The organism is uncultured Algimonas sp., assembly GCF_947498175.1.
GTDB lineage: Bacteria > Pseudomonadota > Alphaproteobacteria > Caulobacterales > Maricaulaceae > Litorimonas.
The window spans coordinates 243029-268333 of record NZ_CANMJB010000003.1 but is presented as its reverse complement, the minus strand read 5'-3'; the positions used below and the strand labels follow the sequence as shown (position 1 = coordinate 268333).

Below are 25305 nucleotides of genomic sequence, written 5' to 3'. Positions count from 1 at the left end.
AGTATTCCTTGGCTTCCTGGAAATCCAAAGGCATAGACATCAGCGCCGCCAAGGCGAAGAAAAAGAAGAAGCCCACCGAAGAGCCTTGCGATTGGGCAGGCTGCGACAAATTGGGGGGATGCAAGGCGCCGAAATCGCCGGACCGTCTGCGCGAGTACCATAATTTCTGCCAGGCGCATGCGCGCGAATACAACAAGAACTGGAATTTCTTCCAAGGCATGTCCGACGCCGACATCACGGAATGGCAGGTCGGTGCGCGCCACGGCCACCGCCCGACCTGGGACGTGCGCAAGAACACCGCCGAACGCGCCCAAGCGAACAAGCGCCGCAAGGCGGGTGCGACGGCGGCGACCGCCGAAGGCTACACCATATTCGGGGACGGCGTCGATCCGGGCAGCGTCGACAACGCGCCGCGCCGGTCCGTCTCCAAAATGGCGCTCAAAGCCCTGCACGATCTCGGTCTGGACGAAGGCGCCACCTCGGACGAGGTGCGCAAGCGCTACACCAAGCTGGTCAAGCAGTTCCATCCGGACGCCAACCAGGGCAAGCGCGACGCGGAGGAAAGTTTCCAGCGTGTGCTGAAAGCCTGGAAGATCCTCAAGAACGCCAATCTCGGCTGACCATTCCCTTATGTGATAATGCGCCGCTGCCGCATCGCCATGCTTGGATTGTGCGTAAGCAGAGGCTAGAGCGCCCCGCGCACCCTCCAGACCGGACATATGTTTCATGAGCACCGACCAGTTCCCCCTGTTCCAGCCGGATACCGAAGTCTCCGCGCGCGAAACGTTCGGCGTGGATTTCGACATGACGGTGCCGGCCTTTTCAGATGCGAGCGAATTCGTCCCGCCGATCGATGAGGCCTACCGCTTCGACGGGCCGACGACGCAAGCCATTCTGGCCGGTTTCGCCTTTGATCGCCGGGTGATGATCCAGGGCTATCACGGCACCGGAAAATCCACTCACATCGAGCAGGTCGCCGCGCGGCTGAACTGGCCCTTGGTCCGCATCAACCTCGACAGCCATGTGTCGCGGATCGATCTGGTCGGCAAGGACGCGATCGTTCTGAAGGACGGCAAGCAGATCACGGAATTTCGCGAAGGCTTGCTGCCTTGGGCGTTGCAGAACCCGGTCGCGCTGACGTTCGATGAATATGACGCCGGTCGTCCGGATGTGATGTTCGTGATCCAGCGTGTGCTGGAAGCGCAAGGCCGCCTGACGCTGCTGGACCAGAACAAGGTCATCACGCCGCATAAGGCTTTCCGCCTGTTCGCGACGACCAATACGGTCGGCCTCGGCGACACGTCCGGCCTGTATCACGGCACGCAACAGATCAATCAGGGCCAGATGGACCGCTGGTCCATCGTGGTGCAGCTCAATTACCTGCCGCATGACGAGGAAGAGAAGATCGTGCTGGCCAAATCGCCGTCCTACGACACGGCTGAAGGCCGCGACATGATCGCGTCTATGGTGCGGGTCGCCGACATGACCCGCAACGCCTTCATCAATGGCGACATCAGCACGGTGATGAGTCCGCGCACCGTCATGAACTGGGCCGAGAACGCCCGGATCTTCGATGGCGATCTGGCCCAAGCCTTCCGCCTGACCTTCTTGAACAAATGCGACGAGCTGGAACGCCCCGTCATCAGCGAATTCTATCAACGCGCCTTCGGCGAAGACCTGCCGGAGAGCGCGGCGAGCGTGATGGTCGCTTAGCGGTCATCGCCTAACGACCGTCCGGCATGACCGGTTCGGGGATGGGACGTCCCAGATGCTCCGCGAACCAGGCCAGATCGGTATTGACCTTGAAGAGCTGGAAACCGGGCTTGCGGAAGCCGTGCGGCTGTCCCGGCGCAAGATAGAGCCGCGTCGGCGTTCCCGTCGCCTGGACGGCCCGGTACATCATGATGCTTTGTGTCGGCGGCACCCGGACATCCCGGGCTCCGTTGTAGAAAAGGGTCGGCGTGGTCACGCGCGCGCTGAACGTCAGCGGCGAATGTTCGCGGAACACATCCAGATCGGCATCCGCGTCCCAGGGCGACGCCCCGAACCAGGGCGTGCGATTGTGCCTGATGTCGCTTTCGCCGTACATGGAGATCCAGTCGGCGGCGCCAGCGCCCGACGCGGCTGCCTTGAAACGGTCTGTCTGCGTGATCAGCCAATTGGTCATGTGCCCGCCGGCGCTCCAGCCCATTTTGATAAGTGCATCCGGATCGGCCAGCCCGGCCGCGATCGCCGCATCGATGCCGCGCATCGTGTCGTGCCCGGCATTGGTGAAATAGCCGCCGACCATGTCGCGGACGAAATCATCGCCATAACCCGTTCCGCCCCGATGGTTGGGAAGGAGAACGCCATATCCTTGGCCTGCCAGCACCGGAACGCCGCGCGACGTGTTCCACGACCCGAATTGCGACGAGCTGCGCGGGCCGCCATGCGTGACCGTGACTAGCGGAAAACGCAGGCCGGGTCTGTAGTCGACGGGATAGACGAGCAGCCCTTCGATCGGCACCCCGTCTCGGCCGGTCCAGGCAAACGGCTCCTGCTTCGGCAGACGGTAGCGCGACGGCCAGTCCGCATATTCATTCGTCAGACGCTGCACGCCGCGGTCGGTGTCTAGCGTGTAGACTTCGCCCGGGCTTTCCGCATCCTGGCGCACGAAAGCGTGCACCCCGCTTTGAGGAACGAAATGCCAGTCTTTCACCACATGGTCGCCCAATGTCAGTGGCGTGAGCGCCCCGGACCGGACATCGTAGCGGTAAAGCTGTGTGCGAAGACCCTTGTTTCCCAGCAGAAAGATGGTTTCTGCGTCCGCGCCCCAGGCCACATCCACCACTTCCATGGGCAAGTCCGGCAGGGCAAGCGTCGGCTTGACCTCTCCGATTCTGTGGATGAACAGATTGTCTTCGTAATAGCCCTCACCGGCCGCGTTGACGGTGGCGATGTAGGCAAAGGATCGGTTATCCGGCGAAAGCCGAGCCGAATTCTCGGCATGGGTATTTCGCGTCAGCTGGCGGGACGCCCCACTAGCCACGTCTTGCACCCAGAGCTCGCCGTCATGGCGCGCATCGCCCGTCGGCGCGGGCGCCCGCATGTGCAGGATTTGCGACCCGTCTTCCGACAGGTCGTAGCCGCGCGTGTAGAAGTCGCCGCTGATGATCTTCCGCGAAGCACGCGTCTCCAGATCGAAGAACCAGACTTCGAACGGCCGCTCGCTTTCATAGGGACGAATGGCGAAATCGTCGTCGAGCGCGGTTTGCAGGACACGGTCGCGCGGTTTGCGGGCCGTGAAGTAAAATCCACTCCCGTCCGGCGCGACCTGTACGTTGCCGATATCGGTCGGGTGCGCGGTCAGGCGCTCCAGCCTGTGAGTGCCGATGTCGTAGATCCACGCCTGTTCATCCGACAGGCCCTCTTTTTCCTCTTTCTCGTCGCCGGACGTCTCGATTTCGCGTTCCAGTACGACGATGAAGCGGCGTGAGTCGGGCATCCAATCCGGTGCGGACATGTCTTCCGTCTCTTCGCTCGGTGCAAAGATGGGCAATGCCCGCCCGGTCGTGCGGTCCATCAGCACAATCCGGTCGAATATGTCGTTCTCCGACCAATCGGTTTGCGAGCGGAGATAGGCCACATAGCGCCCGTCCGGCGACGGCACGGGATCGGACAGTCGCGGCATCTCGATGAAGTCGACGGGCGACATCGGAACCGGGCTTGTTTCAGCCAAAGCGGATGCTGGCAAAACGACAAGGCCGAGAAGGTATTGGAGCCAGGGTTTGGCCATCATGTCAGATCCCTTGAAATCTAGTTGGCGATTCCGGCTTCCATCAACGTCAACAATAGCGCCTGCTGAACGCCGAGATGCGCATCCACATCCTCCCAGGTCTCGTCGAGAGAATGAGCGCCGGACGATCGTCCGCCGCGCGCAATGGTCACGGCCGGCAAGCCCATCGAGATCGGGATGTTGGAGTCGGTCGAGGAAATGCCTGGTTCAGGCTCGACACCCATGACGCGCATCGCCGCCATTGCATTCTGGACGATCGGCATGTCCAGTGGCAGCAGCCCGGCCGGACGCTCGCCGACCTGGTCGATCTCGACATTCAGTTCGGGGCCGCGCGTGCGGGTTTCGTTCTCAACCGCCAACCCTTGCTGTACGGCTGCGCGAAAGACGGCGTCCAGCTCGCCGAGCTTCCCGATATTGCCGGACCGCATATCGACCTCCATCCAGCTTTCATAGGCGATGGAATTGATCGACGTTCCGCCGCCGATCCGCCCGACACTGAAGCTGCTCTTCGGCCCGGTCTCCGTGACCGGCAAGGCCGTCTGCGCGAAAGTCTCGATGGCCCGCGCCAGTGCGTGATGGGGATTGGCGCGCCCGAAATGACCCCAGCTGTGGCCGCCCGGCCCTTGATAGGTGATCCGGTAGCGGTTCGATCCGACTGCCCCGTGGACCAATCCGTCGAGTCGGCCGCCGTCGATCGCGATGAAACTATCCGGATGGTCGGCCCCATCGCGATAGAGATGCTTGACGCCTTTCAGGTCGCCCAGCCCTTCCTCGCCGATCAATCCGGCGAATATCACATCGTCTTCGGTCTCGATGCCGCCCGCATCCATGGCGCGTGCCAGGCTGAGCAAGGCGATGAGCCCACGCGTATTGTCGCCAATGCCGGGTGCGATGAACAGATCGCCGTCGCGGCGCACCGTCACGTCCGTTTCGATCGGAAAGACCGTATCGATATGGGCACCGAGCACGACTGTTTCCGCACCCGTCCAGCCCGGTCGGCGTGCGATCACATTGCCGACGTCGTCGAGGCTGACGTCCAAGGACAGCTCTCGAAACATGGCTGCAAGCCGTGCCGCCCGCTGCGCTTCGCCAAAAGGCGGCGCGGGGATCTCGTTAAGCTCGATCATCTCCCGATTGTTGCGTGCGCGGTCCGCTTCGATCTGGCGGAAGGCACGCCGGACATCGTCTCGGCTATGCAGACTCTGCGCCGTCAAGAGCGCAGACGGTAAAACGCCCAGATCGGAAGGTTTCGGCGGGATTTTCGTATCGGCACTGGTTTGGCATCCTGCCAAGATGGAAGTGGCCAATGCCGCTCCGCCTATTACTATACGCAACGTCATGGCCGCCCCCTCACGCAGAAAGAAGCGCCCATAGGGGCGCTTCCAGCCAGCTCTAGAACAGCACGCGGGCTCCGGCATAGAACTCACGCCCTGCAAGCCTGTTCAAATCGCTGACGATGTTCAGCGAGCTGCCATTATCGAGACCGCTCGGCACCAACGGACCGAAATTGTCGAAGATGTTGTTCACACCGCCAAAGACCCGGAATCTATCGTCCTCACCGAAGGTATAGGATGCAAAGATGCGGTGGAATGTTTCGTCTCCCAACTCGAAATATCGCTCATTGAAATATGCGGGATCATTCACGAGGTCGTCGACTCCGCCCTCCTCGAACACCATCGTATAACGAAGGCGGAGTCCGTCATTCCGCCAGCCCAGGGAAGCTCTGAACTCGTTCCGGGCATTGTTTATTTCACCAAGGTTCGTGCTCAGTAATTCAACGCCGCCAAGGCCCTCGAACACGACTTCCTGTTTGAAATAATGTGTGTAGCGCAGATCCAGATCCCAACGGCCCGGCACAGCCCCAACGTCGAAATTGTAATCAAGCGAAGCGTCCACACCTTCGACGAGCTCGTTGTTGAGGTTTTCCTGGAAGTTGATGACTTCCTCCACTGCTCCGTCAACCGGGTTCCTTGTTATGACATTGCAGAACCTATTGTCGGGGAAACCTGCCGAGGCATAACATAGATCTACTGTATTCTGCGTCGTGACCGATGTAATTGCATCGCTGATGTCGATTTTATAATAGTCGACAATAAAGGTCAGGTTTTCGACAAATGCTGGTTGGAAAATCGCGCCGACCGTGAATGTGTCTGCCGTTTCTTCCTGCAGGTTGGGATTGCCTGCGTTTGGACCTTGGACGGCACCCGGTGCGTCGAAGGCGAGCACATTTCCGTCTCCATCCACATTTTCAGGATTTGCAAAATAGGCTAGGACGCCGGGTTCAGTCAGACAGTTAGCGGATACAACGGCCGGATCGATCGGACCCAGATCGGTCCTGAAGCTCCGGCTGCCTTCATAAGCGCCGTTTGGCAACAAGCCCTCGCAAGGATCGAACAGAGGGTCGGAATCGGGGCGCGGCAGCGAAAAGAACTCTGTCAGGTTCGGCGCCCGTTGCGAGCGTGAATACTGTCCGCGGATAGCAAATTGCTCGCTCGGCCGCCAAACTGTACCAATGTTGTAGCTCGTGATGGCGCCGACAGTGGTGTAGTCTCCAATCCGACCAGCAGCCTGAAGACTCAAATCGTCGGTCAATGGTATATCGACTTCTGCGAAAGCTTCGATGACATCGAAACTGGCCTTCAGATCCGGGAACGTAGCCAATGTAGTGACATCCACATCCGGGGTCGCCGGATCGCCATCTAGGCCGCCGATCAAATCTCCATCGGGATCACCATTAGTCTCTTGTTCTTCGCGGCGGAATTCAACACCGAAAACGCCTTGAATATCCCGGTCGCGGAATTCCATGACGTCGCCCGACACATAACCGCCGGCCGAATACTGTGTGCGGGACTGGGAGGCGGAGCCGTTATAACGGATATAGTCTGCCGCTGCCTGTGTGATTGTCCCTGCACCGAAAGGGTTGAGGGGAACGCAACCATCTGCCCGTGCGGCAACATTGACACACTGGAAGCCGCCATTGCCGTCGGCTTCAATGTCGAGTGCGAATTGGGCTTTTTGAATGTTGTACTCGTTCGGGTTGGTCTGATTCTGCTCGAAATGGCCGAACGTGCCGTAAATTTCCCAATTGAAGCCGTTGTCGAACGTGCCCCCCAAGTCTCCGATCAGACGAATAGTCTCTCGGTCATTGATCCGCTGTTGTTCCCCTAACTCGACTAGACGCCTGCCAAAAGAAACACTGCCAGAACGCGTTTCTTCGACTTCAGGGGGAATAAAGGGATGATTTGCCGCTATATTCCCCAAAGTCTGGCCGTCTCCGAAGGAATCCGAGTTGTTCAGTGTTTCGAACCCGCCCGCCGTGACCGTATCAACTTGATTGTAGAGAGCCAACAGAGAACCCGTCATGGCACTCGTAAAATCATATTCGATATAAGTGCCGACATTGTAGATGTCGCGGGAACCTCGCAAGGTCCGACCTGTCCGGAAGTCAAAACCATCCACATCGCTAAAGAAGTCAGAATTGGGTGCGTCGGGATTGCCGGCTCTGTCTGCTGGTTGTAGCGACTGGTCATTGAACCAGCGCCCATCAACGAACCAGGCATCCCCGCCTTCGAAAACGCCACCAGGTGTAAAGGAGCTGCGATTGCCGAGGAAACAGTGAAAATCATTGCCCTCCGGCAAAGGGCGACAACCTGGCTGGTTTGGCTGGTCCGCAAAGAAGTCATTGGCCGCAAAAGACGGATCGTCGAAACTGATGTTGGCGACGGAGAGCGGCCGCGTGCTATCCGCGCGGATCATCTGACGTTCGTCGTAGTCGGCCGCCACCATGATATAGCCGCGATCCTGGTTGAACCTCAGGCCATATTGGCCTTCAATACGGAATTCCTCGCCGCCAGAAGCTTCTGGCGTCTCGTATCGCATCTGGACAAGACCGCCCTCGAAATCATCCTCGATCAGAAAGTTCGCAACACCAGCGATAGCGTCTGACCCGTAAATGGCGGATGCGCCACCCGTCGTGATCTCCGTGCGCTCCACGAGCCCCGCTGGAATGGTTGAAACGCTAACCCGGTCCGAATTGCCAGAGTTCGACACGGCGCGTTTGCCATTGATCAAGACGAGCGTCCGGTCGTCGCCGAGACGGCGCAAACTGACTGTCGAAAGCCCAGACGTCTGGATGAGGTTGTTGCTGTTTTCCGGCGAGATGCTTTCCGACACGCCCGGAATCTCGACCAGCGCTTCGGCCAGATCGGTCGTGCCGATCTCGTCGAAAGCCACGCTGCTGAAAACCTGTAACGGTACAGCCGAGCTGGCATTGCTGTCACGCCTGATACGCGAGCCCGTGACCACGATCTCGTCTTCAGTCGGCGCAATCTCGGGATCCGGCGCTTGCGCGTAGGCGAACTGCGTCTCCACAGCCAACATAAGAGCCGTCATTCCCGCACAGGCCAGCAGCTTACTCAACTTGATATCAGAGTGCATGGCTTTCTCCCCCATTCTCATATTGATTAACGGCCTGTAAGACGGGGGCGGGTTTTGCATTCCAGTTCATAATGTGCGACAGCCAATGCATAAATCGCAATGCATTGAAAAGGCGTTTGTTTTGGAGCTTAAGTGGGTTGAGGATTTTATCACTGTTGCAGAAAAGGGACACTTTGCCCGGGCATCTGCTGAAAGATTCATCACACAGTCCGCTCTCAGCCGACGCATACAATCGCTGGAAACGTGGCTTGGGGCCGAACTGTTCGACCGTTCGAGCCATCCTATCCGGCTGACTTCGGCGGGAGAAGTCTTCATGCCGACTGCCCGCCAAGTTGTCGCGAAAGCCTACGAAGCGCAGGCCATGACCAGCGAACTGGCGCGGCTCGGCGACAGAAGCGTCACGATTGCCAGCCTCCATACGCTGACACTGAGCTATGTGCCTTCACTTATATCCCGCTTGCAGGAGCAAACCGATCACTTTTCCGCATCCATTATCGCAGATCTGCGGTCGGTTGAAGATTACCTGATTAGCTTAGCCAACGGCAATAGCGACTTCTTTATCTGCTACGACCATCCATCCGTTCCGATGGGGATCGACCATAACGATTTCCCGAAACTCGAACTTAGCCGACACTGGATACATCCGTATCAGAGCCTGTCCCTACAAGACCCGGAATTGGAAAGGTCTATCGGACGTGATATCGATTATCTGGATTATGCTCCGGCAACTTATATGGCTCGCGTCGTGGATCATTGCCTGTCGCGCGCGCCATTTAGAAAAAGGCTTAAACCTGTTTACCGAGCTTCACTGGCTGAAAGTGTCTTTACGGCCGCACAACACGGCCTCGGTCTGGCATTTTTGCCGGAAACCGTCGCGCCTGGAACGGCTTCGGACTATGGTCTCGTGAAGATGAGCGAGAACTATTCGACTTCTGTCACGATTTGCATTTACCGCTCGTCCCGCAACAAGAACCCGATCGCGCAGACGATTTGGACGTTACTGAAAAATTCGGTCATGCCGGTTCGGGAATCCTGACGGATAGCCGCCATGTGCTGTCATTTCGCGGCGAAAAACAAGAGGCAGACCAATCGTCCCGTTTCCGGTGTCCGTCCGAAACCCGGGCCGGAATTGTGAAACATCCAGGGATTGAATAGAATAAGACGATTGAAGCGCATCGGGGCTCTGAGTGTCCGCTCCCACTTACTTGGTTGTTTTGTATCCTTGTTGACGACGTCCTCGATAAGAAGATTCGGATCCGAATAGCCGCTGGCCATTAACTTTGTCGTCGTAGCTGGTACGGCTTCGAGGCCGGTTCGCCGATGGCGGAAGAAGTCCGTGCCGCCGCGGCAATGTTCCGGCAGGCTTAGGTACAGAATGCCTGAATAATAACAGGGGTCGACATGAACGCCGCTGCGCCCTTTTTCGCCTGCAAGCGTGAGGCGGCAATGTCCGTGAGACGTACCAGGTGCGTTCACCAAATCTATCCCCATGACCTCTGACACAGTCTGTTCGATCGGCTCTACGCCGAGTGGCGATGCCGAGAGCAGACCCGGATAGTTTCCTTTTTTAAGTGCGGGGTCGTAATCGAGTTGCAAAGCCTGCTTTCGAACGTCCAGAGGGTTCGAAAGGAAATCATCGATGATCAAGAAGTCAGGGCGCATCGCGCTGTATCAGTCCGAGTCCGGTACAGGGAGGGTTATGGGCTCCGGACCTGACTCGTAGCGTGGCTGCACGAGGGGTCGTTCAGGCTCGGTCCGACTGAAACATGACAGATCGACCCATTCATCCCGTTCAGGGTGAATGCGACCATACCGGCCCTGTCGTTCATAGACGACTACACGCGTTTGCAATCGCAAAGTCCGCGTCTGTGTTTTCTCACCATTATAGACAGGTAAGTTCAATTCCTCGGCCCAGTAGACAGTCTGATTGATAATATCTTCTTCGATTATGGCCTCCTTTTCCAACTCAGGATCTATAACTTCGATATCAGTCCGATTTTGTGGAACAGACACATCAATGGACCTATCGGCAGAGGGCAGTCGCGCGCAGGAAGCGATAAGAACCGCTGTGATGATAAACCCTGCTTGGGTGGACAGCGTGGCAAAAAAACTCATGCCGAACTTTCTGCGAAACGAAGAGGGGCGCTAGCGGACCAGCACCTCTTCTTTCGTTTCAGGGTTCGCGAAGATGTCACTTAAAATGTGTAACTTACGCTTGCCCTATAGGACTGGGCATCAATGTCCGAGCGGTCGACCGTCGTATCGGCGGAAAGCGAGATCCGCGTTTGACCAAGATCGAAGCCGACTGATGCGCCGAGTTCGAACCAATCTTGGTCTGTTGCGACAATTGGAAACAGAGCGTTGACGGAACCGTTCGTTGCGGCGAACCCTGCCGTGAAGTCGTCATCGCGATCTTCGAGTTCCGCCACGAAATCACCCGTGAGCTGAAAACTGTATTGCAATGTCGGCTTCGATCCGACAGCAAGGCCGAGCCTGGCTTGCGTGCTATGGAACTTGTCGCGGTCGATATCCAAAGCGAGAGCGCCGCCTTCTTCTCGAATATCATCGAAATCAATGATTGTATTGCGAAGACCGAAGCGCGGAGACACGATGACTGCCTCCATTTCGATCGGACGAGACACGAGCAAGTCGGCTGTGAAAGCCAAGCTGCTGTCATCGGATGTCAGCGTATTGGTTCCAAGACCTGGCGCCGTGACAATGCGCGACGTCTCGGTTCCGTACGATCCCAAACTAACTAAGCCGTCCAGGACCATGCCAACCGATGATCGGAGTTGTCCGTAAACCGCCCCGGCGAAGTAATCGCTATCCGCCACATTGCCGACAGGACTGTCTGCATCCAGCGTTGTATAGTTTAACGACGCGCCGACACTCACTAGGTCGGACATTTTGCGTTCGATGCCGGCGGCGACCGACCAACCGTCGAAGTCGTCTTCCGGATTTGCGGCTTGTCCGGTCGAAAGAGTCTCTGCATCGCCGTCGATGAAGGCGCCTGACAAGAAGACTTCGTAGTCGTCCGGAATATTGGCGGTCTGACGTATGGACCCCCCATTGGCGGCGGCCATCAAAGTCTCTCCGGATACGGCGCTTAGGGCGTCCGCATTGGAAGCCAACATGATGGGGCTGCCCATGACGGTGACTTTTCCTCCCCAATTTCCGCCATTGAATCTGCTCATGCGACCCCGATGGAAGTTCGCCTGAAAATCGAGGCTTGCCTTGGCGAGGCTACGGTTTGTCGTCTCCGATACGGGCGCCCAGCTTTGTAATGTGGATTGGATCGTTTCTGCCGTTGCCAAGTCGAGCGCAGCGAATAGCGGATCCAGGGCGTCCGCCCCCCGTGATGCATCCAAGAGCTGCGCGTAACCGGACTGAACAGAACTGTTCGAGGCAATCACGTCGAGATAGTCGCCTGCTTCGATCCGCGCCATGACCGAGTTTTCACCATAGCTGAGTACGGATCGCAGAATTGCACTGACTTGATCAGTCTCGAACGTTCCGGCTTGCGTACCTCCTGTCGTCAAGAAGGTGTAGCTGTTGCCTGCGCGTACGTCAGCGTTCGGGGCGAAAACCACCCGGCCGCCGAGACTGGAGTCTCCCGTCACGAAGAGCCGGTCGTTGACGCCGTCCGCCCCGATGTCGATGATCAAGGTGGATGCGGATGCAAGCACGGCACTGCCGTCAATGGTCAAGGTGCCGATTCCACCCATTGTGCCGGGCGCGATCGCCCCCATGACATTCGTCAGAAACGGCGTCTGCACCGTACCGGATCCGGTAAGCATGCCGCTCATCAGAAGATAGTCGCCCACGCTGGACAGAGTCCCGCCGACACTCACCAATCCCGCAGTTTGTTTCACATCCATCAGGCTGGTCAACGAGCCATCGGGCGCGATGGTCAGCCCCGCATTCGCGCCGCTGACCGTCAAACGGTCGATCGTTACCGTGCTATTGAGTGTCGTCGTGCCATCGGCCGACAAGGTGACATCGAAGTAGCGGCCGTTGACACCAGCGGCCGCATCCGGGTTGCGGTTATCTGGAACGAAGTCTGTGGCACCGGCCAACCCATTGTCAATCGTGGGGGCGGGAAGATCGGCCGAGGGCGCAGCCTGTGCAACGGATGCAGAATCCACTTCCAGGTTTACGGCCCGCTGCTGATAGCGATACTCGCTGACAATACCGTCGCTGGCGATGTTTATAACGTCATCGAGGGTGATGTCACCGGGCAGAGAAGCCTCAAGCCCTTCGACAAGACCACTGGACGTTCCGGCACCCTCGACGACTCCAGTGGCGGCTTGTGCATCAGACGGTCCGGGAGGATTGTCCGTCGTGAAGTCTTCACCGGTGGACATATCGCGGCAGTTCCCGGGTTGTGACCGGTCGAACTGGACGCAAGTCGCTCCGAAGTCGCCGTCCGTGGCATTGACGCCCTGTTCCGGCACATCGGGAAAGCCGTTCACGACAGCGCCGTTTTCATCGATGATGTAGTAGTTCGGATCAAGATTCGTCACCCAGTGGGATTGATCTTCCCAATTGCCGTCGCCGGCACGCGCGCCCACATATTTGTACGGATTGTTTGCGGCAATATATTCGTAGAATGCATAAAGCGGCTGATAGAGGGTCGTGGAGCCATAGCTTGAACCTGGTTGTCCATTGAGAAATGTGGAGCCGCCGGAGAGGACGCCGATTACGATGTCCATATCGGTAATGGCGTTATTGGCCGCATCGAGAATGAGCGGGCCGCCAGAATCACCTGATGCGGTTGTGCCTTCATTGGGCAGAGCATTGTCGAGATGGACATTGAAATCAGTGCCGGAATTCTGGTTCGGGTCGTCGAAATCCGTGATGTAGAGGTTCTGCGGCAAGCCTCTATCGCCATTACCAAATAGAAATTCACTTCTCTGGTTAAGAGACGTCAAAGCGCCGATATAGTTTTCGGCGGCACGGCGACGGAAATCTACGGGCGTCGACGAACCGGTCGTCCCGCTTCCGGTTCGTCCGTAGCCCGTTATGTTAACGTGATAACCGGTTCCGCTTTCGATGGTCAGGGCGTCCGGAACAGGCAGAGCAGAGAATAGCATGGCCCAAGCCGGTACGTTGGCTGCCGGCGTGTCGAGAGTCGCCAGAGCGATGTCGGCTTCCAGAAAACCGCGGGCGGCTGGATTGTCGAGCGACCGCGGATCGTAGGATATCCGATTAATGTTGTAGACGAACAGATCAGGATTGCTGGCAAATCCGTTCTGGATCCAGTTTAGCAAACCTGGTAACGCATCTACGTCGAATGCAAACGCCGCAGCCCTCGTTGATCCATAGGCATTTTCAGGCCGATCATTAACGCAATGGGCCGCAAACAAAACCGTTCTCGGATTGATCAGAGTTCCCGTGCAGCTGCCGCCACTGAAAAACATGCCGACTCCGTTTACTCCGCCTTCCGTGTCGACGATTTCCTCGGAATTCGTATTGTCGTTCGGCACGACCGCATTCGCCAAAGGCGCGTGGATCAGGCTCGCTAGAACGAACGTTGCGGCGCCATTGGCCAGAAACTTACTGTGGCTTTTCTTAGTCGGCATCAGAATTAAACCCCTTCAATGTGACACTAAACTGAAGTTTTAGTAACCTGAAGGTTCGCAACTTGTCTATGTATTACGTCACATTGGAATTCGAAATCCTTGATGGATGCTTTACCAAAGCGGATCACCTTGACCGACAAGCACTTTTCCCTCGATAGCAGGCACCTGCCATTGGTCACATTGACTTTTCTGGGCTTCTTTCGATGTAAACTTTATGGTGCTTACAACCATGAAAATCCTGATTGCCGGCGGCGGGATCGGGGGTTTGACGGCTGCGTTGAGCTTGGTCGAGCATGGTTACACCGTGAGGGTCGTCGAACGGGCGCCGGAGATCGGTGAAGTCGGCGCGGGGATACAGCTCAGCCCCAATGCCATGCAGGTCATGAAAGCGCTCCGCCTCGACCCCGCGTTGACCGTGCGCGGTGTCGAACCCGAAGCCATCGAATTGCGCATGGGCGTCAGCGGCCTGCGATTGATCCGAACGGAACTCGGCGAGGCGGCGCGGCAACGCTGGGGCGCGCCCTACCTTCACATCCACCGGGCCGACCTGATCGAAACGCTCCAGTCCGCGCTCGACGAGCGCGCACCCGGTTCGATTCAGCTCGGGGCCAGCGTAGAAAGCTATCAATGCGATGAAAGCGGTATTCGCGCCCGTCTCCAGGACGGCAGCGAGATCGCTGGAGACGTCCTGATCGGCGCCGACGGCATCCATTCGGCCATCCGGGCACAGATGATCGGTCCGGACGCGCCTGTTTTCACGGGGAATGTCGCGTGGCGAACGGTCGTTCCCGTATCCCGCCTTGGAAGCAATGCACCGGATAGGGTCGCCTGCGCCTGGATGGGCCGCGGCCGGCATGCTGTGACATATCTGCTCAAAGGCGGCACCCATGCCAACTTCGTCGGCGTCGTCGAACAGCGCACTTGGACGGAGGAAAGCTGGAGCCAGACTGGCGACAGGAAAAGCGCCCTGGCGGACTTCGAAGGTTGGCATCCCCGGATCACGCAATTGATCGAACAGAGCGACGCCTTGTTCCGGTGGGCCTTGTTCGACCGACCGCCCTTGCCGCGCTGGACCGATGGCCGGGTCGCCCTTCTGGGAGATGCTGCCCATCCGATGCTCCCTTTCATAGCCCAGGGCGCGGCCATGGCGATCGAAGACGGCTGGACGCTCGCCCGGTGTCTGACGGAGGGTCGGGACCAGGGCGATGCGGTTGCCGTCGCGCTGCAACGTTACCAAAACCGGCGATTGGCGCGCGCGACAGCCATGCAGTCACGGTCGCGCGTCAATGCCGGATTGTTTCATCGGCGAAACACGCTGTCGCAGTTGGCGACATATGCGCCGATCTGGACAGTGGGACGGGTTCGACCGGAAACGGCGCTTCGCCGTTTCGACCCGATCTATGGGCATGACGTCACGGCTTGAGATGAAGCTCCTCGGAAAAGTGCGCCTTGAAAATCTTCGCTCGGAAATTGCTTTCTTCGGCTGTCTGGGAATCTAAAGGGCCTTGTAAGTCTTTTATTTACAATAAAGTCGGACATGTCCGCCTGTCAGGCATGTTGTCCGGCCGCCATGGGGGATGGTCGGACCGATATGCGAAAGAATCGGGCAGGGGCCATGAAAACGATCAAATTGAACAGCCTTTCGAACCGCATCACGCTTGCAGTGACGGCCTTCGGCCTCATCACCGCATGCGTCATGGCGAGTTTCAGCTACTACCAGGCCAAGTCGAGCCTCGAACAGGCCTCCAAGAACAAACTGGAAGCGGTTCTGGAGGCGAAGTCGGTCGCCATGAACGACCTGTTCGGCGAAATCGACCGCGACATCCAGACCCAGGCCCAGAATCCTGCCGTCAGGTCGGCGATCCGCGATTTCAGTCAGGCCTGGTCGGATCTCGAATCCGGTCAGACGCAGACACTGCAGTCCATCTACATCAGCGGCAATCCGCATCCGGTGGGTCAGAAAGACATGCTGGATGCCGGAAATGACGGGTCGGCCTATAGCGACGTCCACGCCGCATATCATCCCTTCTTCAGAGCGCTGCTGAAGGACAAGGGTTATCACGACGTCTTCCTGTTCGGCATGAACGGCGACTTGATCTATTCGGTCTACAAGGAATCCGATTTCGCGACCAATTTCGAAGGGGGCGCCTATGCATCATCGGACCTCGGCCGCGCTTTCCGCGAAGCCGTCAAAATGTCCGAAGGCACGGCGGTGTTCGATTTCGCTCCTTACGCACCGAGCGCGGACGCCCCTGCCGGCTTCCTCTCGACGCCGGTGAAGAACGAGGCCGGACGCACGATCGGCGTGCTGGCCTATCAGATGCCGATCGACCGCGTAAATGCGATCATGTTGCCGGGAATGGGTCTCGGCGAAACCGGTCTGATCTATGCCGTCGGCCCGAACCAGCACATGCGCTCCGGCCATATCGCTGGAGACACGGCATCCATTCTGGCGAAAAAGGTCGATACGGTTCCGGCCGCACGCGCCCTCGGCGGAGATTCCGGGTCCGGCATCCATACGGATTTCAACGGCGTCGAAACGGTCTCAGCCTTCCGACCGTTTCAGACGAATGGGTTGGAATGGGGTCTGATCGCGCAACAGGACCAGTCGGAGATCTTTGCCAACATCACGAAACTCCGCAACTATGTCGTGATCGTACTCGGTGTGTCGGCACTGATCCTGATCATTGGCGGCATTCTCTTGGGTCGCAGCATCTCTGGACCGATCTTGAAGATCAACGAGCGCATGAAGTCTCTGGCCGATGGCGATATCAAGACCTTGGTTCCCGGCGGCAAGCGCAAGGATGAGATCGGCGATATGGCGAACTCGCTGGGTGAGTTCCGGGCGACGTTTGAAAAAGACCAGGAATTCAACGAAATCATGCTGTTCAAGGGCGCAGTGTTCGACTCGACCAATAACCCCATGATGATCGTCAACCGTGACCTCGAAATCACCTATGCCAATACGGCCACGATGGAACTTTTCGACGAAAACATCGATGTTTTCCGCAAGGAATGGCCTAAATTCAATCCGGAGAAGATCGTCGGAACGAGTATCGACACCTTCCACAAGGATCCATCTCATCAACGTCGCATTCTCGAAAATCCAGCCAATTTGCCCTTCGAAACGGACATCCTTGTTGGTCAGCTCACCTTCCATTTGAGCATAACCGGTGTGTTTGACACCAAAGGCGAATATATCGGCAACATTCTGCAATGGGACAATGTGACAGGAGACCGGTTGAATGCCGGCATTCTCAACGCCATCGAACATTCCCAAGCCATGATCGAATTCCAAGCCAACGGCACGATCATCTCGGCAAACCAGAACTTTCTGGCCGCCACAGGCTACTCGCTCGACGAAATTGTCGGCAAGCATCACCGGATTTTCATGCCGCCCAAGCATGTCAACACGCCGGAATATGCTAAGTTCTGGAACGATCTGGCAGAAGGCCACACGATTCAGGACACGTTCGAGCGCCGCAACAAGGCCGGCGACGAGCTTTGGCTCGATGCGACGTATAATGCCGTCAAGAACTCGGCCGGAAAGACCTACAAGGTCGTCAAGATCGCCAGCGATGTCACGGAAGTCCGTAAATCGCGCGAGGCCCAGGAGCGCGAACTGGCGCGTCGTTCCGAGGTGCAGAGCCTCGTGGTCACGGAACTTGCGCGCGGTTTGAAGTCATTGGCCAACGGCGACCTGACGCAAACCATCGATAAGGAATTCGACGCGGACTATGAAGGGTTGCGGTCCGACTTCAACGCGACCGTGCAGCAACTGTCCAGCACGGTGAGCCAGATCTCCGGCGCGACCGTGAACATCAAGACCGGGTCGGTCGAGCTGAGCCGTGCTTCGGACAATCTGTCCAAGCGCACGGAGAACCAGGCCGCTTCGCTGGAAGAAACGGCTGCAGCCTTGAACGAGATCACGACGACCGTGCAGCAGAGCGCCAGCGCGGCCGAAGAGGCCCGGAGCGTGGTCTCGGAAGCCAAGTCTGACGCGGAAGCGGGCGGCGACGTCGTCCAGTCCACGGTGGACGCCATGGGATCCATCAAGGAATCGTCCGAGAAGATCTCCCAGATCATCGGCGTCATCGACGAAATCGCCTTCCAGACCAATCTTTTGGCCCTCAATGCCGGCGTGGAAGCCGCCCGGGCCGGAGAAGCCGGTCGCGGCTTCGCCGTCGTGGCCTCCGAAGTGCGGGCTCTTGCGCAACGATCTTCTGACGCCGCAAAGGACATCAAGGACTTGATTTCCGCCAGCTCGCACCATGTCGAATCCGGCGTCTCGCTCGTCGACAAGACCGGCGAAGCGCTGCAAAAGATCGTGGAGCAGGTCATCAGCATCGATGCGCTCGTCAGCGACATCACCACGTCGGCGAAGGAACAGGCTACGGGCCTGGCCGAGGTCAACACGGCCGTCACCGACATGGACCGCGTGACGCAACGCAACGCGGCCATGGTGGAAGAATCGACCGCGGCCTGCCATGCGCTGAGCAGCGAGACCGAGAATCTGAGCGCCCTGGTCGCGAAGTTCCGGATCGACGCATCGCAGGTCGCAGAGACACAGGCCGCACCGGTCGCCGCCAATAACGGGGCGAACCCGGTGCATGCGCAGCAGGAACGGGCCAAGGCCTATTTTTCCAGCGGGTCCGCGGCCGTGAAGGTCGACCCCGACTTTGACGGCGACCAGGACTGGCAGGAGTTCTAATTGTCTTCCGTCTCGCTGCTGATCGTCGATGATTCGGCGACCCTGAGAGCCGTTGTCAAATCCGTCGTCCGCCAGGATCCGTCCATACGGGTCGTTGGCGAGGCGGCGGATGCGATGGAGGCTCGCCGCCTCATCAAGGAACTCGATCCGGATGTCATCACGCTGGACATCGAGATGCCCGGCATGAACGGGCTCGACTTCCTCGACAAGATCATGACGCTCCGCCCCATGCCGGTCATCATGCTGTCCAGTTCGACCGCCGAAGGCAGCGACAGCGCCGTGACGGCGTTGAGCAACGGTGCATTCCACTGTCTGCAGAAACCGTCCAGTGGCAACATCATCGAGGCCCTGTCCGATCTGCCGGGTCTGGTTCGGGCCGCGGCCGCATCGTCGATCGCAGCCCGCAAACCCAGAACGTCCGGTTCGGCCGCGTCAGGCCAGGCCGCCTCCGCCCATCTGTTCAAGCGCAACGCCTTGATCGCGATCGGATCCTCGACAGGCGGGGTGGACGCGCTGTGCGAACTTCTGGCGGATTTTCCCGCAAACTGCCCCCCCGTTGTCATTGCCCAGCACATGCCGGCCGCCTTCATCCAGTCCTTCGCCGATCGGCTGGACCGCACCATCGCACCGGACGTCAAGGTGGCACGCGAAGGCGAAACCCTTCAGCCCGGACAGATCCGTTTCGCGCCGGGCGGCGATCTCGATATGGCTCTGTCCCCACGCACGGCCCATCGCATCCGTCTTGTCACGCGGTCGCCAGACCGAGCGCATTGTCCTTCCGTGGACGTCCTGTTGAGTTCAGTCGCGGCCGCCATCGGAAAAAGGGCCGTCGGCACTATCCTGACGGGCATGGGCCGTGACGGTGCGGCCGGACTGCTGGAGATGCGCGAAAGCGGCGCCCGCACCTTTGGCCAGGACCGGGCATCATCCACAGTCTACGGCATGCCCAAGGTAGCGTTCGAACTCGGCGCCGTCGGCGAGCAACTTCCCCTATCCGACCTCGCCGATGCCATGCTGGACGCCTGCTCCAGACTGGCGTCGCCACCACAGGCCGCCCCATGAGTTGGAACACGGATGGCCAGTCGCTCCGTACGGTTCACCTGACGCAAGGCGAGGTGAAGGTCAGCGACGAGTCCGGTGTCGTCATGACGACGCTGGTGGGATCCTGTGTCTCGGCCTGCATTTTCGATCCCGTCGCCCGTGTCGGCGGCATGAACCATTTCCTCTTGCCGGACGATCCGAATGCGGGCGAACAGACAGCGCTCTACGGCATCAACCAGATGGAATTGCTCATCAACCGCTTGCTGGGCATCGGCGCGCGTAAGAGTCGGCTACAGGCGAAGCTGTTCGGCGGGAATTGCCTGACCAAAGGGTTGAGCGACATCGGCGCCAAGAACGCGCAACTTGCCGAAGGATTCCTGATCAGCGAAGCCATTCCCTGCATCGGCAATGCGCTGCGCGGCACCAAAGCCCAAAGAATCCAATTCCAGCCCGCAACGGGCAAGGCGCGCGTGAAGCGGATCGCCGATAGCGCCGACGCGATTGCCAAGAGACCGGCCCCGGCTCCGATTCCGGCGCAAACGGGTGAAGTCGAGCTTTTCTAGGCCGCTATTCTCAGAACAGATCGATTTCTCCGGCAACGGGCGTGCCGCTTTCCGGTGCGACCGCGTCGATGCGGCCGATCCTTTGGCCCAGCCTTTGACGTAACTCGCCCAGGGTCAAAGCATCCATCAGTTCATCCGCGCGGTCGACAGTCTCGCATCCCGTTCGATCGGACAATAGTCCGACGAGACGCGACAGGTTTTCCGCCTTCTGCGTGACCAGGTCCAGAGCCTGGAATTCGGCCGGGCTCTTGCGCATCGCGTCCTGCGCGACATCGGCCAATGTGGCTTGCAGATTTCCTATCGTGTTCCGGACCCCGGCGAGCTCATCGGACAACCAGTCGAGAATGTCGCGCAAGTCAGGGCTTTCCGGCTGGCAGGGTCCCGACGGTACGGATTTTAGTCTGGGTTCGGACATTGTGGGTCAGAGTTTCCCGACGACGCGTTCCAGGCACGCTTTCATCTGCGCCGTCGTGAACGGCTTCGTCAGATAGTTGTTCAATCCGATCTGTACGCCTTGCTGCAGGACTTTCGGGTCCGGACTCCCGGTTACGAGAATGAAACCGGTCTTGGCCGTCGGTGTGTAGTTGCGCACCGAGTGAAGGAGCTGCAGCCCGGTCATTCCGGGCATGTTCTGGTCCGACACGATCAAATGCACGGGTTGGTTCTGCAAGCTGCGGAAAGCCGCGTCGCCGTCTCGCTCCCAGGACACTTTCTTGATGCCGATATCGGTCAAGGCCTGGATGATCAGGCCGCGACTCGTCGCCATGTCATCGACCACGAGAACGGTCAGCGCGTCTTTCAAGCTCATTTTCGGACCTCTTTCGGCATTGGCTTCGGTGACGCGCGTCGCGTCACACAGCTTGGAAAATCGTTGTGCCGACTCGTTTGAACGATTTTTCGGCAGGTCCGGACAGGCGCTCGGAATGTCCGAGATAGAGATGACCGCCCGGTTTCATTATGTCGCGGTAGCGTTTCAGGATCCGGCTCTGCCGGTCGTCGTCAAAATAGATCAGCGTGTTACGGCAGAAGATCATGTCGAATTTGCCGCGCATGGGCCAGCTGGACGCATTCAGGTTCAGTTTGCGGAAGGCGATCAGGCGACGGACCTCGTCATTGACGCGGTAACCGGGCGCATCTTCGCTGCCGCCGGCGGCGAAGAATTTCTGCAAGAGCGGGTCCGGCACGCCTTTCATGCGTTCCTGCGAATATTCTCCGTTGAACGCCGTGCGCAGAACGCTGGAGTCGATATCCGTCGCCAGGATGCGGGCGTTGCGGTCAAAAGCCTGCGGAAAGACCGACAGGAGCATCATCGCGATGCAGAACGGTTCTTCGCCGGTGGAGCACCCTGACGACCAGATGCGCAGTTTCCGACCGGATTTCAGCTCGGGCAGCATAGGCTGAACGGCCTCTTCGACGAAATGCTTGAAATGATGCGACTCGCGGAAGAAGCTCGTCAGATTCGTCGTCAGCGCGTTGACGAAATGCGTCTGCTCCACCTGCCCTTCGGGTCGTTCCAGAAGATCGCAATAGTCGCGGAATCCCGGCAAGGCCAATGCCCGGATGCGCCGCTGCAATCGGGAATGGACCAGCGTGCGCTTGTCGGCGCCCATCGTGATCCCCGTCATGTTTTCCAGACGGGCGACGATGCGCTGGTATTCCGACACTTCCAAAGGGAAGTGATTGGGCCGGGCCTGCGCAGCGTCGGGCGGTATGGCCAGTGCCGCGCTCATGCCGCGACCAGTGCCTGATGTCCGACGACGTCGGGCAGAGAAACCAGACCGATCATTTCATCGTCACGGGCGACGAGCCCTGCAACGTACATGCTGCGCGAATCTTCCTTGTAGTTCGGCGCGGCCTGGACCTCGGACGGATCGATCGTGATGATGTCCGACACGCTGTCGGCCAACAGGCCGGCCAGCTTGCCGTCGACATTGGTGATCATGATGATGCTGCGTGCGTTCGGCTCTGCGCCCGGCAATCCGAACCGTTCGGCCAGATCGATGATCGGCAGGACCGTGCCGCGCAGATTGACGACACCCAGCACGTAGTCGGGCGTGTCGGGCAGCGGCGTCGCCGGGCTCCAGCCGCGGATCTCGCGCAGCGACATGATGTCGATGCAGAACCTCTGCTCGCCAACCGTGAATGTCACGAATTCGGCGCGGTTCGTCTCTTCGCCTGTCTCACCCATGGGCCAGCTCCTTCTTGGGTTCTGTCGATGGCTGCTCCGTCAGGCGCGAGACCATCAGATCCGACAATTGTTCCGTGTCGATGATGAGGGCGAGCCGTCCGTCGCCCAGGATCGTGGCGGCGGAAATGGAATCCACATGGCCGAAATTCTCTTCCAGGCTCTTGATGACGACCTGGCGCTGATCGATGATCGCATCGACCTGCAAGGCGCACCAGCGTTGACCGTCGGCCTCCACGATGACGACGACCGTGGGCGCATCGGCCGCCCGGTCCGTTTCGAAACCCAGTTGACCCGCCAGGTCGATCAGCGGCAATAGAGATCCGCGCACATCGACCATGCGCCCTCCCGTTCCCATGCCGTGAATCGATTTCGGCGATACCAGGATCGTCTCGACGATAGACGTCAAGGGAAGAACCAGCGTTTCCTTGCCGACGCGTACCAGCATCCCGTCCAGGATGGCGAGTGTCAGAGGCAAGGTGATGGTGATGCAGGATCCTTCGCCGGGCGTCGAGCGGATGACGACCTTGCCGCCAATGTCCTGGATCGAGCGTTTGACGACATCCATGCCGACGCCGCGACCCGACAGGGTCGAGACGCTGTCGGCCGTGGAAAAGCCCGGCATGAACAGGATGTTGTCGATCTCGGCGTCGCTCATGATCGATCCGGGCTCGATCAAGCCCTTTTCTTCGGCGATGGACCGGACCTTCTCGCGATTGACGCCGGCGCCGTCATCGGCCACTTCGATCACGACCTTGCCGCCGCGGTGAGCCGCACTCAGACGGACTTCGCCGACCTCGCTCTTGCCGACTTCGGCGCGACGATCGGGTTTCTCCAATCCGTGATCGACGGCATTGCGCAGCATGTGCGTCAGCGGATCGCCCAAGCTTTCGATGATGGTATTGTCCACTTCCGTGAACTCGCCGTCCAGGACGAGCTTGGCGTTCTTGCCGACCTTCTGTGCGGATTCGCGCACGACCCGGCCCATGCGCTGGAACAGCGAACGGATCGGCTGAGCGCGGATGGCCATGACCGATTCCTGGATGTCGATGGTCAATTGCCGGAAGTCATTGATCGTGGACATGACCGTCGGGTCGCGTTCCAGTCCGGCTTCGGTGATGGTTTCGTCTAGCATGGCTTGGGTGATGACCAATTCGCCGACCTGGTTGATCAAACGATCGATCTTGTCGAGCACGACACGGATCGTCGCGGGCGGCGCCTTGCGAGTGGACGCGGCCGCCGCCTTTTTGGTGGCATCGTCGGCTTTCTCCGCTTTGACCTCATCCCCTTCGGAAGGCTCGCCGCCATTCGCCGGTTGATCCGCTTCGGATTGCGCAGTCCCGGTTTCGCCAGTCTCTTTTCCTTCCGGGTCATCAACCGGATCACCGAGCGAAGGAAGATCTGGGACGGAAATCTCGGCCTCTGTCACAGCTTCTGCTGCAGCCCCTGTCACGGCCTCTGAAAGGTCGGGCAGAGGCAGATCAGGCAAAGGGGGCGGTGCCGCGGGCAATGCCTCCTCTGTGAATTCCAGTTCGCATTTGTCGGCCGCGAAAAACAGCAGGTCCTCGACCGTACTGCGCGCGACATCCGGCGGGAACCGCATGGTCCAATAAAGGTACACTTCCTGCGGATCGAACGCATCCCGGTCGGGAAGGCCGTCGTCATGGAGCTGCAGATCCTGCGCCCCCGCCTCCATCAGGTCTTCCAACAGCCGGAACGCGTTCAGCCCCGCCTTGTAGAGCGCCGCACTCGGCGCGAATTTCAAAGTCAGGCCCGCCGTCGGCGTTGGTTCCAAGGGCAAGCCGAGATCCGGAAGATCGATCGGACCTGGCCCGCCAATATCCAAGGCCATGGGAGCGAAGACGAAGTCTTCGATCTCCGCGTCCGCATCGTCATCGCTTTTCTTGCTGCTCTCATAGGCTTCCAGCGCACTCAGCGTGGGTTTGTAGCTGTCGGGATCGATCTCGGTGCCGCTTTGCGACCATTCCACGAGGTCAGTCAGAATATCCGCCGATTGCAGCAGCAGTTCCGTAACCTCGTCGTCGATCTCCGCCTTGCCGGACCGCAGAAGGTCCAGCACGTTTTCGAAGATGTGGGCGAAGCCGACGAGGTCGGGCAAGTCGAACGATCCCGCCCCGCCCTTGATGGAATGGACCGCACGGAAGACCGCGTTCAGATCCTCGACATCGCTTGCCCCGCCTTGAATGTCCGCAAGCTTGCCGTTCAATTCGGCTAGCAAGTCCGCGCATTCCAGGAAGAAGATGTCCCTGATTTCGTCCCCCAACTCCATCAGATCACCCCGCAACCCGGTTTATGGCACCGACGAGCCTGTCCCGGTCGAACGGCTTGACGATCCAGCCCGTCGCGCCGGCATCCCGTGCCCGCGTCTTGAGTTCCGTCGAGCTCTCGGTGGTCAGCACGAGAACCGGACAGCTGCCGTGGACCGGATGGTTACGCACCCCGTCGATGACGCCGAACCCGTCGAGATTGGGCATGTTCAGATCGGTGATGATGACGTCGGGCGCAAAATCTTCCATTTTGGCCAGGCCGTCCACGCCGTCCTCGGCAATGCAGGAATCGAAGCCCGCATCGGTGAGGGTCGCGTTCATTAACGACCGGATCGTTCGTGAATCGTCGATGGCTAGGACTTTGATGGTCATGACACTTCCGCATCGCTGAGTGAGGATTTGGTAAACCGTTCGCCGAGGATCGCCTGCTGAGCCGGGCTCAGACCGTCGACGGCGACACCGATATCGTTGCTGCGGGCAAGCCTTTCGATCTGGATCAGCGCTTGCAGGTCCAGCGTGCCGAAATCGCGGTGATGAGCGGTGTCGATGACCAATCCGGACAGACTGCCGTCCGTGACCGATTGCATCAAATCCGTGAACAAGGGAACCAGGCCAGTGGCATCCAGCTCCACAGTTTTTACGTCAGCCATCCGGTCTGATTCTCCGCTCCACCCCACGGTCGCGGCTGCCCCCCGCGTTTACCCGTTCTTGAACTTCGCTTGG

19 protein-coding genes are annotated in these 25305 nt (G+C 59.0%); 7 read left to right on the top strand and 12 right to left on the bottom strand.

Going from position 1 to position 25305, the window contains the following annotated elements; genetic code table 11:
- The first annotated feature begins 8 nt into the window (after window positions 1–8).
- On the top strand, window positions 9–620 hold the full coding sequence (locus Q0718_RS06120) for a J domain-containing protein (protein ID WP_298915039.1): 612 nt from the start codon (window positions 9–11) through the stop codon (window positions 618–620).
- 106 nt (window positions 621–726) lie between these two features.
- Window positions 727–1713: a cobaltochelatase subunit CobS gene (cobS, locus tag Q0718_RS06115; RefSeq protein ID WP_298915035.1), complete on the top strand. Its 987-nt coding sequence runs from the start codon at window positions 727–729 to the stop codon at window positions 1711–1713.
- 10 nt (window positions 1714–1723) lie between these two features.
- Here the strand turns inward: cobS and Q0718_RS06110 are convergent, their stop codons facing one another.
- The 3 genes from Q0718_RS06110 to Q0718_RS06100 form a co-directional block, all read right to left on the bottom strand.
- Window positions 1724–3778: a S9 family peptidase gene (locus Q0718_RS06110; protein WP_298915032.1), complete on the bottom strand. Its 2055-nt coding sequence runs from the start codon at window positions 3776–3778 to the stop codon at window positions 1724–1726.
- A 17-nt stretch (window positions 3779–3795) separates the two neighbouring features.
- The gene (locus Q0718_RS06105; RefSeq protein ID WP_298915029.1) at window positions 3796–5082 is read right to left on the bottom strand and encodes a M20/M25/M40 family metallo-hydrolase; all 1287 of its coding nucleotides are present in this window, start codon (window positions 5080–5082) and stop codon (window positions 3796–3798) included.
- Window positions 5083–5167: 85 nt separating this feature from the next.
- Window positions 5168–8212 (bottom strand): TonB-dependent receptor, encoded by a 3045-nt coding sequence (locus Q0718_RS06100; protein ID WP_298915026.1) that lies wholly within the window; start codon window positions 8210–8212, stop codon window positions 5168–5170.
- An 85-nt stretch (window positions 8213–8297) separates the two neighbouring features.
- Between Q0718_RS06100 and Q0718_RS06095 the strand changes: the two genes are divergently transcribed.
- A complete protein-coding gene (locus Q0718_RS06095) occupies window positions 8298–9248 on the top strand; it encodes a LysR family transcriptional regulator (RefSeq protein ID WP_298915023.1) in 951 nt (316 codons plus the stop codon).
- Between the two features lie 20 nt (window positions 9249–9268).
- On the opposite strand, the gene Q0718_RS06090 is transcribed toward Q0718_RS06095, so the two are convergent.
- Entirely contained in the window at window positions 9269–9874 is a 606-nt protein-coding gene (locus Q0718_RS06090; protein WP_298915021.1) for a DUF6445 family protein, read from the bottom strand.
- A 533-nt stretch (window positions 9875–10407) separates the two neighbouring features.
- The gene (locus Q0718_RS06085; protein WP_298915016.1) at window positions 10408–13794 is read right to left on the bottom strand and encodes an autotransporter domain-containing protein; all 3387 of its coding nucleotides are present in this window, start codon (window positions 13792–13794) and stop codon (window positions 10408–10410) included.
- Between the two features lie 229 nt (window positions 13795–14023).
- Here Q0718_RS06085 and Q0718_RS06080 point away from each other — a divergent pair, with 229 nt between their 5' ends.
- From Q0718_RS06080 to Q0718_RS06065, 4 genes are all read left to right on the top strand, one after another.
- Window positions 14024–15217: an FAD-dependent monooxygenase gene (locus Q0718_RS06080; protein ID WP_298915013.1), complete on the top strand. Its 1194-nt coding sequence runs from the start codon at window positions 14024–14026 to the stop codon at window positions 15215–15217.
- Window positions 15218–15409: 192 nt separating this feature from the next.
- Entirely contained in the window at window positions 15410–18505 is a 3096-nt protein-coding gene (locus tag Q0718_RS06075; protein WP_298915010.1) for a methyl-accepting chemotaxis protein, read from the top strand.
- A complete protein-coding gene (locus Q0718_RS06070) occupies window positions 18506–19567 on the top strand; it encodes a chemotaxis response regulator protein-glutamate methylesterase (protein WP_298915007.1) in 1062 nt (353 codons plus the stop codon).
- Window positions 19564–20109 carry a chemotaxis protein CheD gene (locus tag Q0718_RS06065; RefSeq protein ID WP_298915004.1) on the top strand — a complete coding sequence of 182 codons (546 nt, stop codon included), beginning with the start codon at window positions 19564–19566 and terminating at the stop codon, window positions 20107–20109. The genes Q0718_RS06070 and Q0718_RS06065 overlap by 4 nt, the downstream gene beginning before the upstream one ends.
- 10 nt (window positions 20110–20119) lie before the next feature.
- On the opposite strand, the gene Q0718_RS06060 is transcribed toward Q0718_RS06065, so the two are convergent.
- Genes Q0718_RS06060 through Q0718_RS06030 form a run of 7 tightly spaced genes read right to left on the bottom strand, consistent with a single transcriptional unit; the run spans window position 20120 to window position 25232 of the window.
- Window positions 20120–20524 (bottom strand): hypothetical protein, encoded by a 405-nt coding sequence (locus tag Q0718_RS06060; protein WP_298915001.1) that lies wholly within the window; start codon window positions 20522–20524, stop codon window positions 20120–20122.
- A gap of 6 nt (window positions 20525–20530) precedes the next feature.
- The gene (locus Q0718_RS06055; RefSeq protein ID WP_298914998.1) at window positions 20531–20917 is read right to left on the bottom strand and encodes a response regulator; all 387 of its coding nucleotides are present in this window, start codon (window positions 20915–20917) and stop codon (window positions 20531–20533) included.
- A 43-nt stretch (window positions 20918–20960) separates the two neighbouring features.
- A complete protein-coding gene (locus Q0718_RS06050) occupies window positions 20961–21839 on the bottom strand; it encodes a protein-glutamate O-methyltransferase CheR (protein ID WP_298914995.1) in 879 nt (292 codons plus the stop codon).
- Window positions 21836–22297, bottom strand: coding sequence for a chemotaxis protein CheW (locus Q0718_RS06045; protein ID WP_298914993.1), 462 nt, complete (start codon window positions 22295–22297; stop codon window positions 21836–21838). Before Q0718_RS06045 ends, Q0718_RS06050 begins: the two co-directional genes overlap by 4 nt.
- Complete coding sequence (locus Q0718_RS06040; protein ID WP_298914991.1) at window positions 22290–24584, bottom strand: chemotaxis protein CheA; 2295 nt, start codon at window positions 24582–24584, stop codon at window positions 22290–22292. The genes Q0718_RS06045 and Q0718_RS06040 overlap by 8 nt, the downstream gene beginning before the upstream one ends.
- A gap of 4 nt (window positions 24585–24588) precedes the next feature.
- The gene (locus Q0718_RS06035; RefSeq protein WP_298914988.1) at window positions 24589–24954 is read right to left on the bottom strand and encodes a response regulator; all 366 of its coding nucleotides are present in this window, start codon (window positions 24952–24954) and stop codon (window positions 24589–24591) included.
- Entirely contained in the window at window positions 24951–25232 is a 282-nt protein-coding gene (locus Q0718_RS06030) for a hypothetical protein (protein WP_298914985.1), read from the bottom strand. The genes Q0718_RS06035 and Q0718_RS06030 overlap by 4 nt, the downstream gene beginning before the upstream one ends.
- Window positions 25233–25305 lie beyond the last annotated feature (73 nt).

Coding starts and splice junctions, on each gene's coding strand:
- Q0718_RS06045 (WP_298914993.1), bottom strand. CDS start 22,297: ATGGGTGAGACAGGCGAAGAGACGAACCGCGCCGAATTCGTGACATTC.
- Q0718_RS06095 (WP_298915023.1), top strand. CDS start 8,298: ATGCATAAATCGCAATGCATTGAAAAGGCGTTTGTTTTGGAGCTTAAG.
- Q0718_RS06060 (WP_298915001.1), bottom strand. CDS start 20,524: ATGTCCGAACCCAGACTAAAATCCGTACCGTCGGGACCCTGCCAGCCG.
- Q0718_RS06030 (WP_298914985.1), bottom strand. CDS start 25,232: ATGGCTGACGTAAAAACTGTGGAGCTGGATGCCACTGGCCTGGTTCCC.
- Q0718_RS06110 (WP_298915032.1), bottom strand. CDS start 3,778: ATGATGGCCAAACCCTGGCTCCAATACCTTCTCGGCCTTGTCGTTTTG.
- Q0718_RS06035 (WP_298914988.1), bottom strand. CDS start 24,954: ATGACCATCAAAGTCCTAGCCATCGACGATTCACGAACGATCCGGTCG.
- Q0718_RS06085 (WP_298915016.1), bottom strand. CDS start 13,794: ATGCCGACTAAGAAAAGCCACAGTAAGTTTCTGGCCAATGGCGCCGCA.
- Q0718_RS06100 (WP_298915026.1), bottom strand. CDS start 8,212: ATGCACTCTGATATCAAGTTGAGTAAGCTGCTGGCCTGTGCGGGAATG.
- Q0718_RS06055 (WP_298914998.1), bottom strand. CDS start 20,917: ATGAGCTTGAAAGACGCGCTGACCGTTCTCGTGGTCGATGACATGGCG.
- Q0718_RS06090 (WP_298915021.1), bottom strand. CDS start 9,874: ATGCGCCCTGACTTCTTGATCATCGATGATTTCCTTTCGAACCCTCTG.
- cobS (WP_298915035.1), top strand. CDS start 727: ATGAGCACCGACCAGTTCCCCCTGTTCCAGCCGGATACCGAAGTCTCC.
- Q0718_RS06065 (WP_298915004.1), top strand. CDS start 19,564: ATGAGTTGGAACACGGATGGCCAGTCGCTCCGTACGGTTCACCTGACG.
- Q0718_RS06080 (WP_298915013.1), top strand. CDS start 14,024: ATGAAAATCCTGATTGCCGGCGGCGGGATCGGGGGTTTGACGGCTGCG.
- Q0718_RS06075 (WP_298915010.1), top strand. CDS start 15,410: ATGAAAACGATCAAATTGAACAGCCTTTCGAACCGCATCACGCTTGCA.
- Q0718_RS06040 (WP_298914991.1), bottom strand. CDS start 24,584: ATGGAGTTGGGGGACGAAATCAGGGACATCTTCTTCCTGGAATGCGCG.
- Q0718_RS06050 (WP_298914995.1), bottom strand. CDS start 21,839: ATGAGCGCGGCACTGGCCATACCGCCCGACGCTGCGCAGGCCCGGCCC.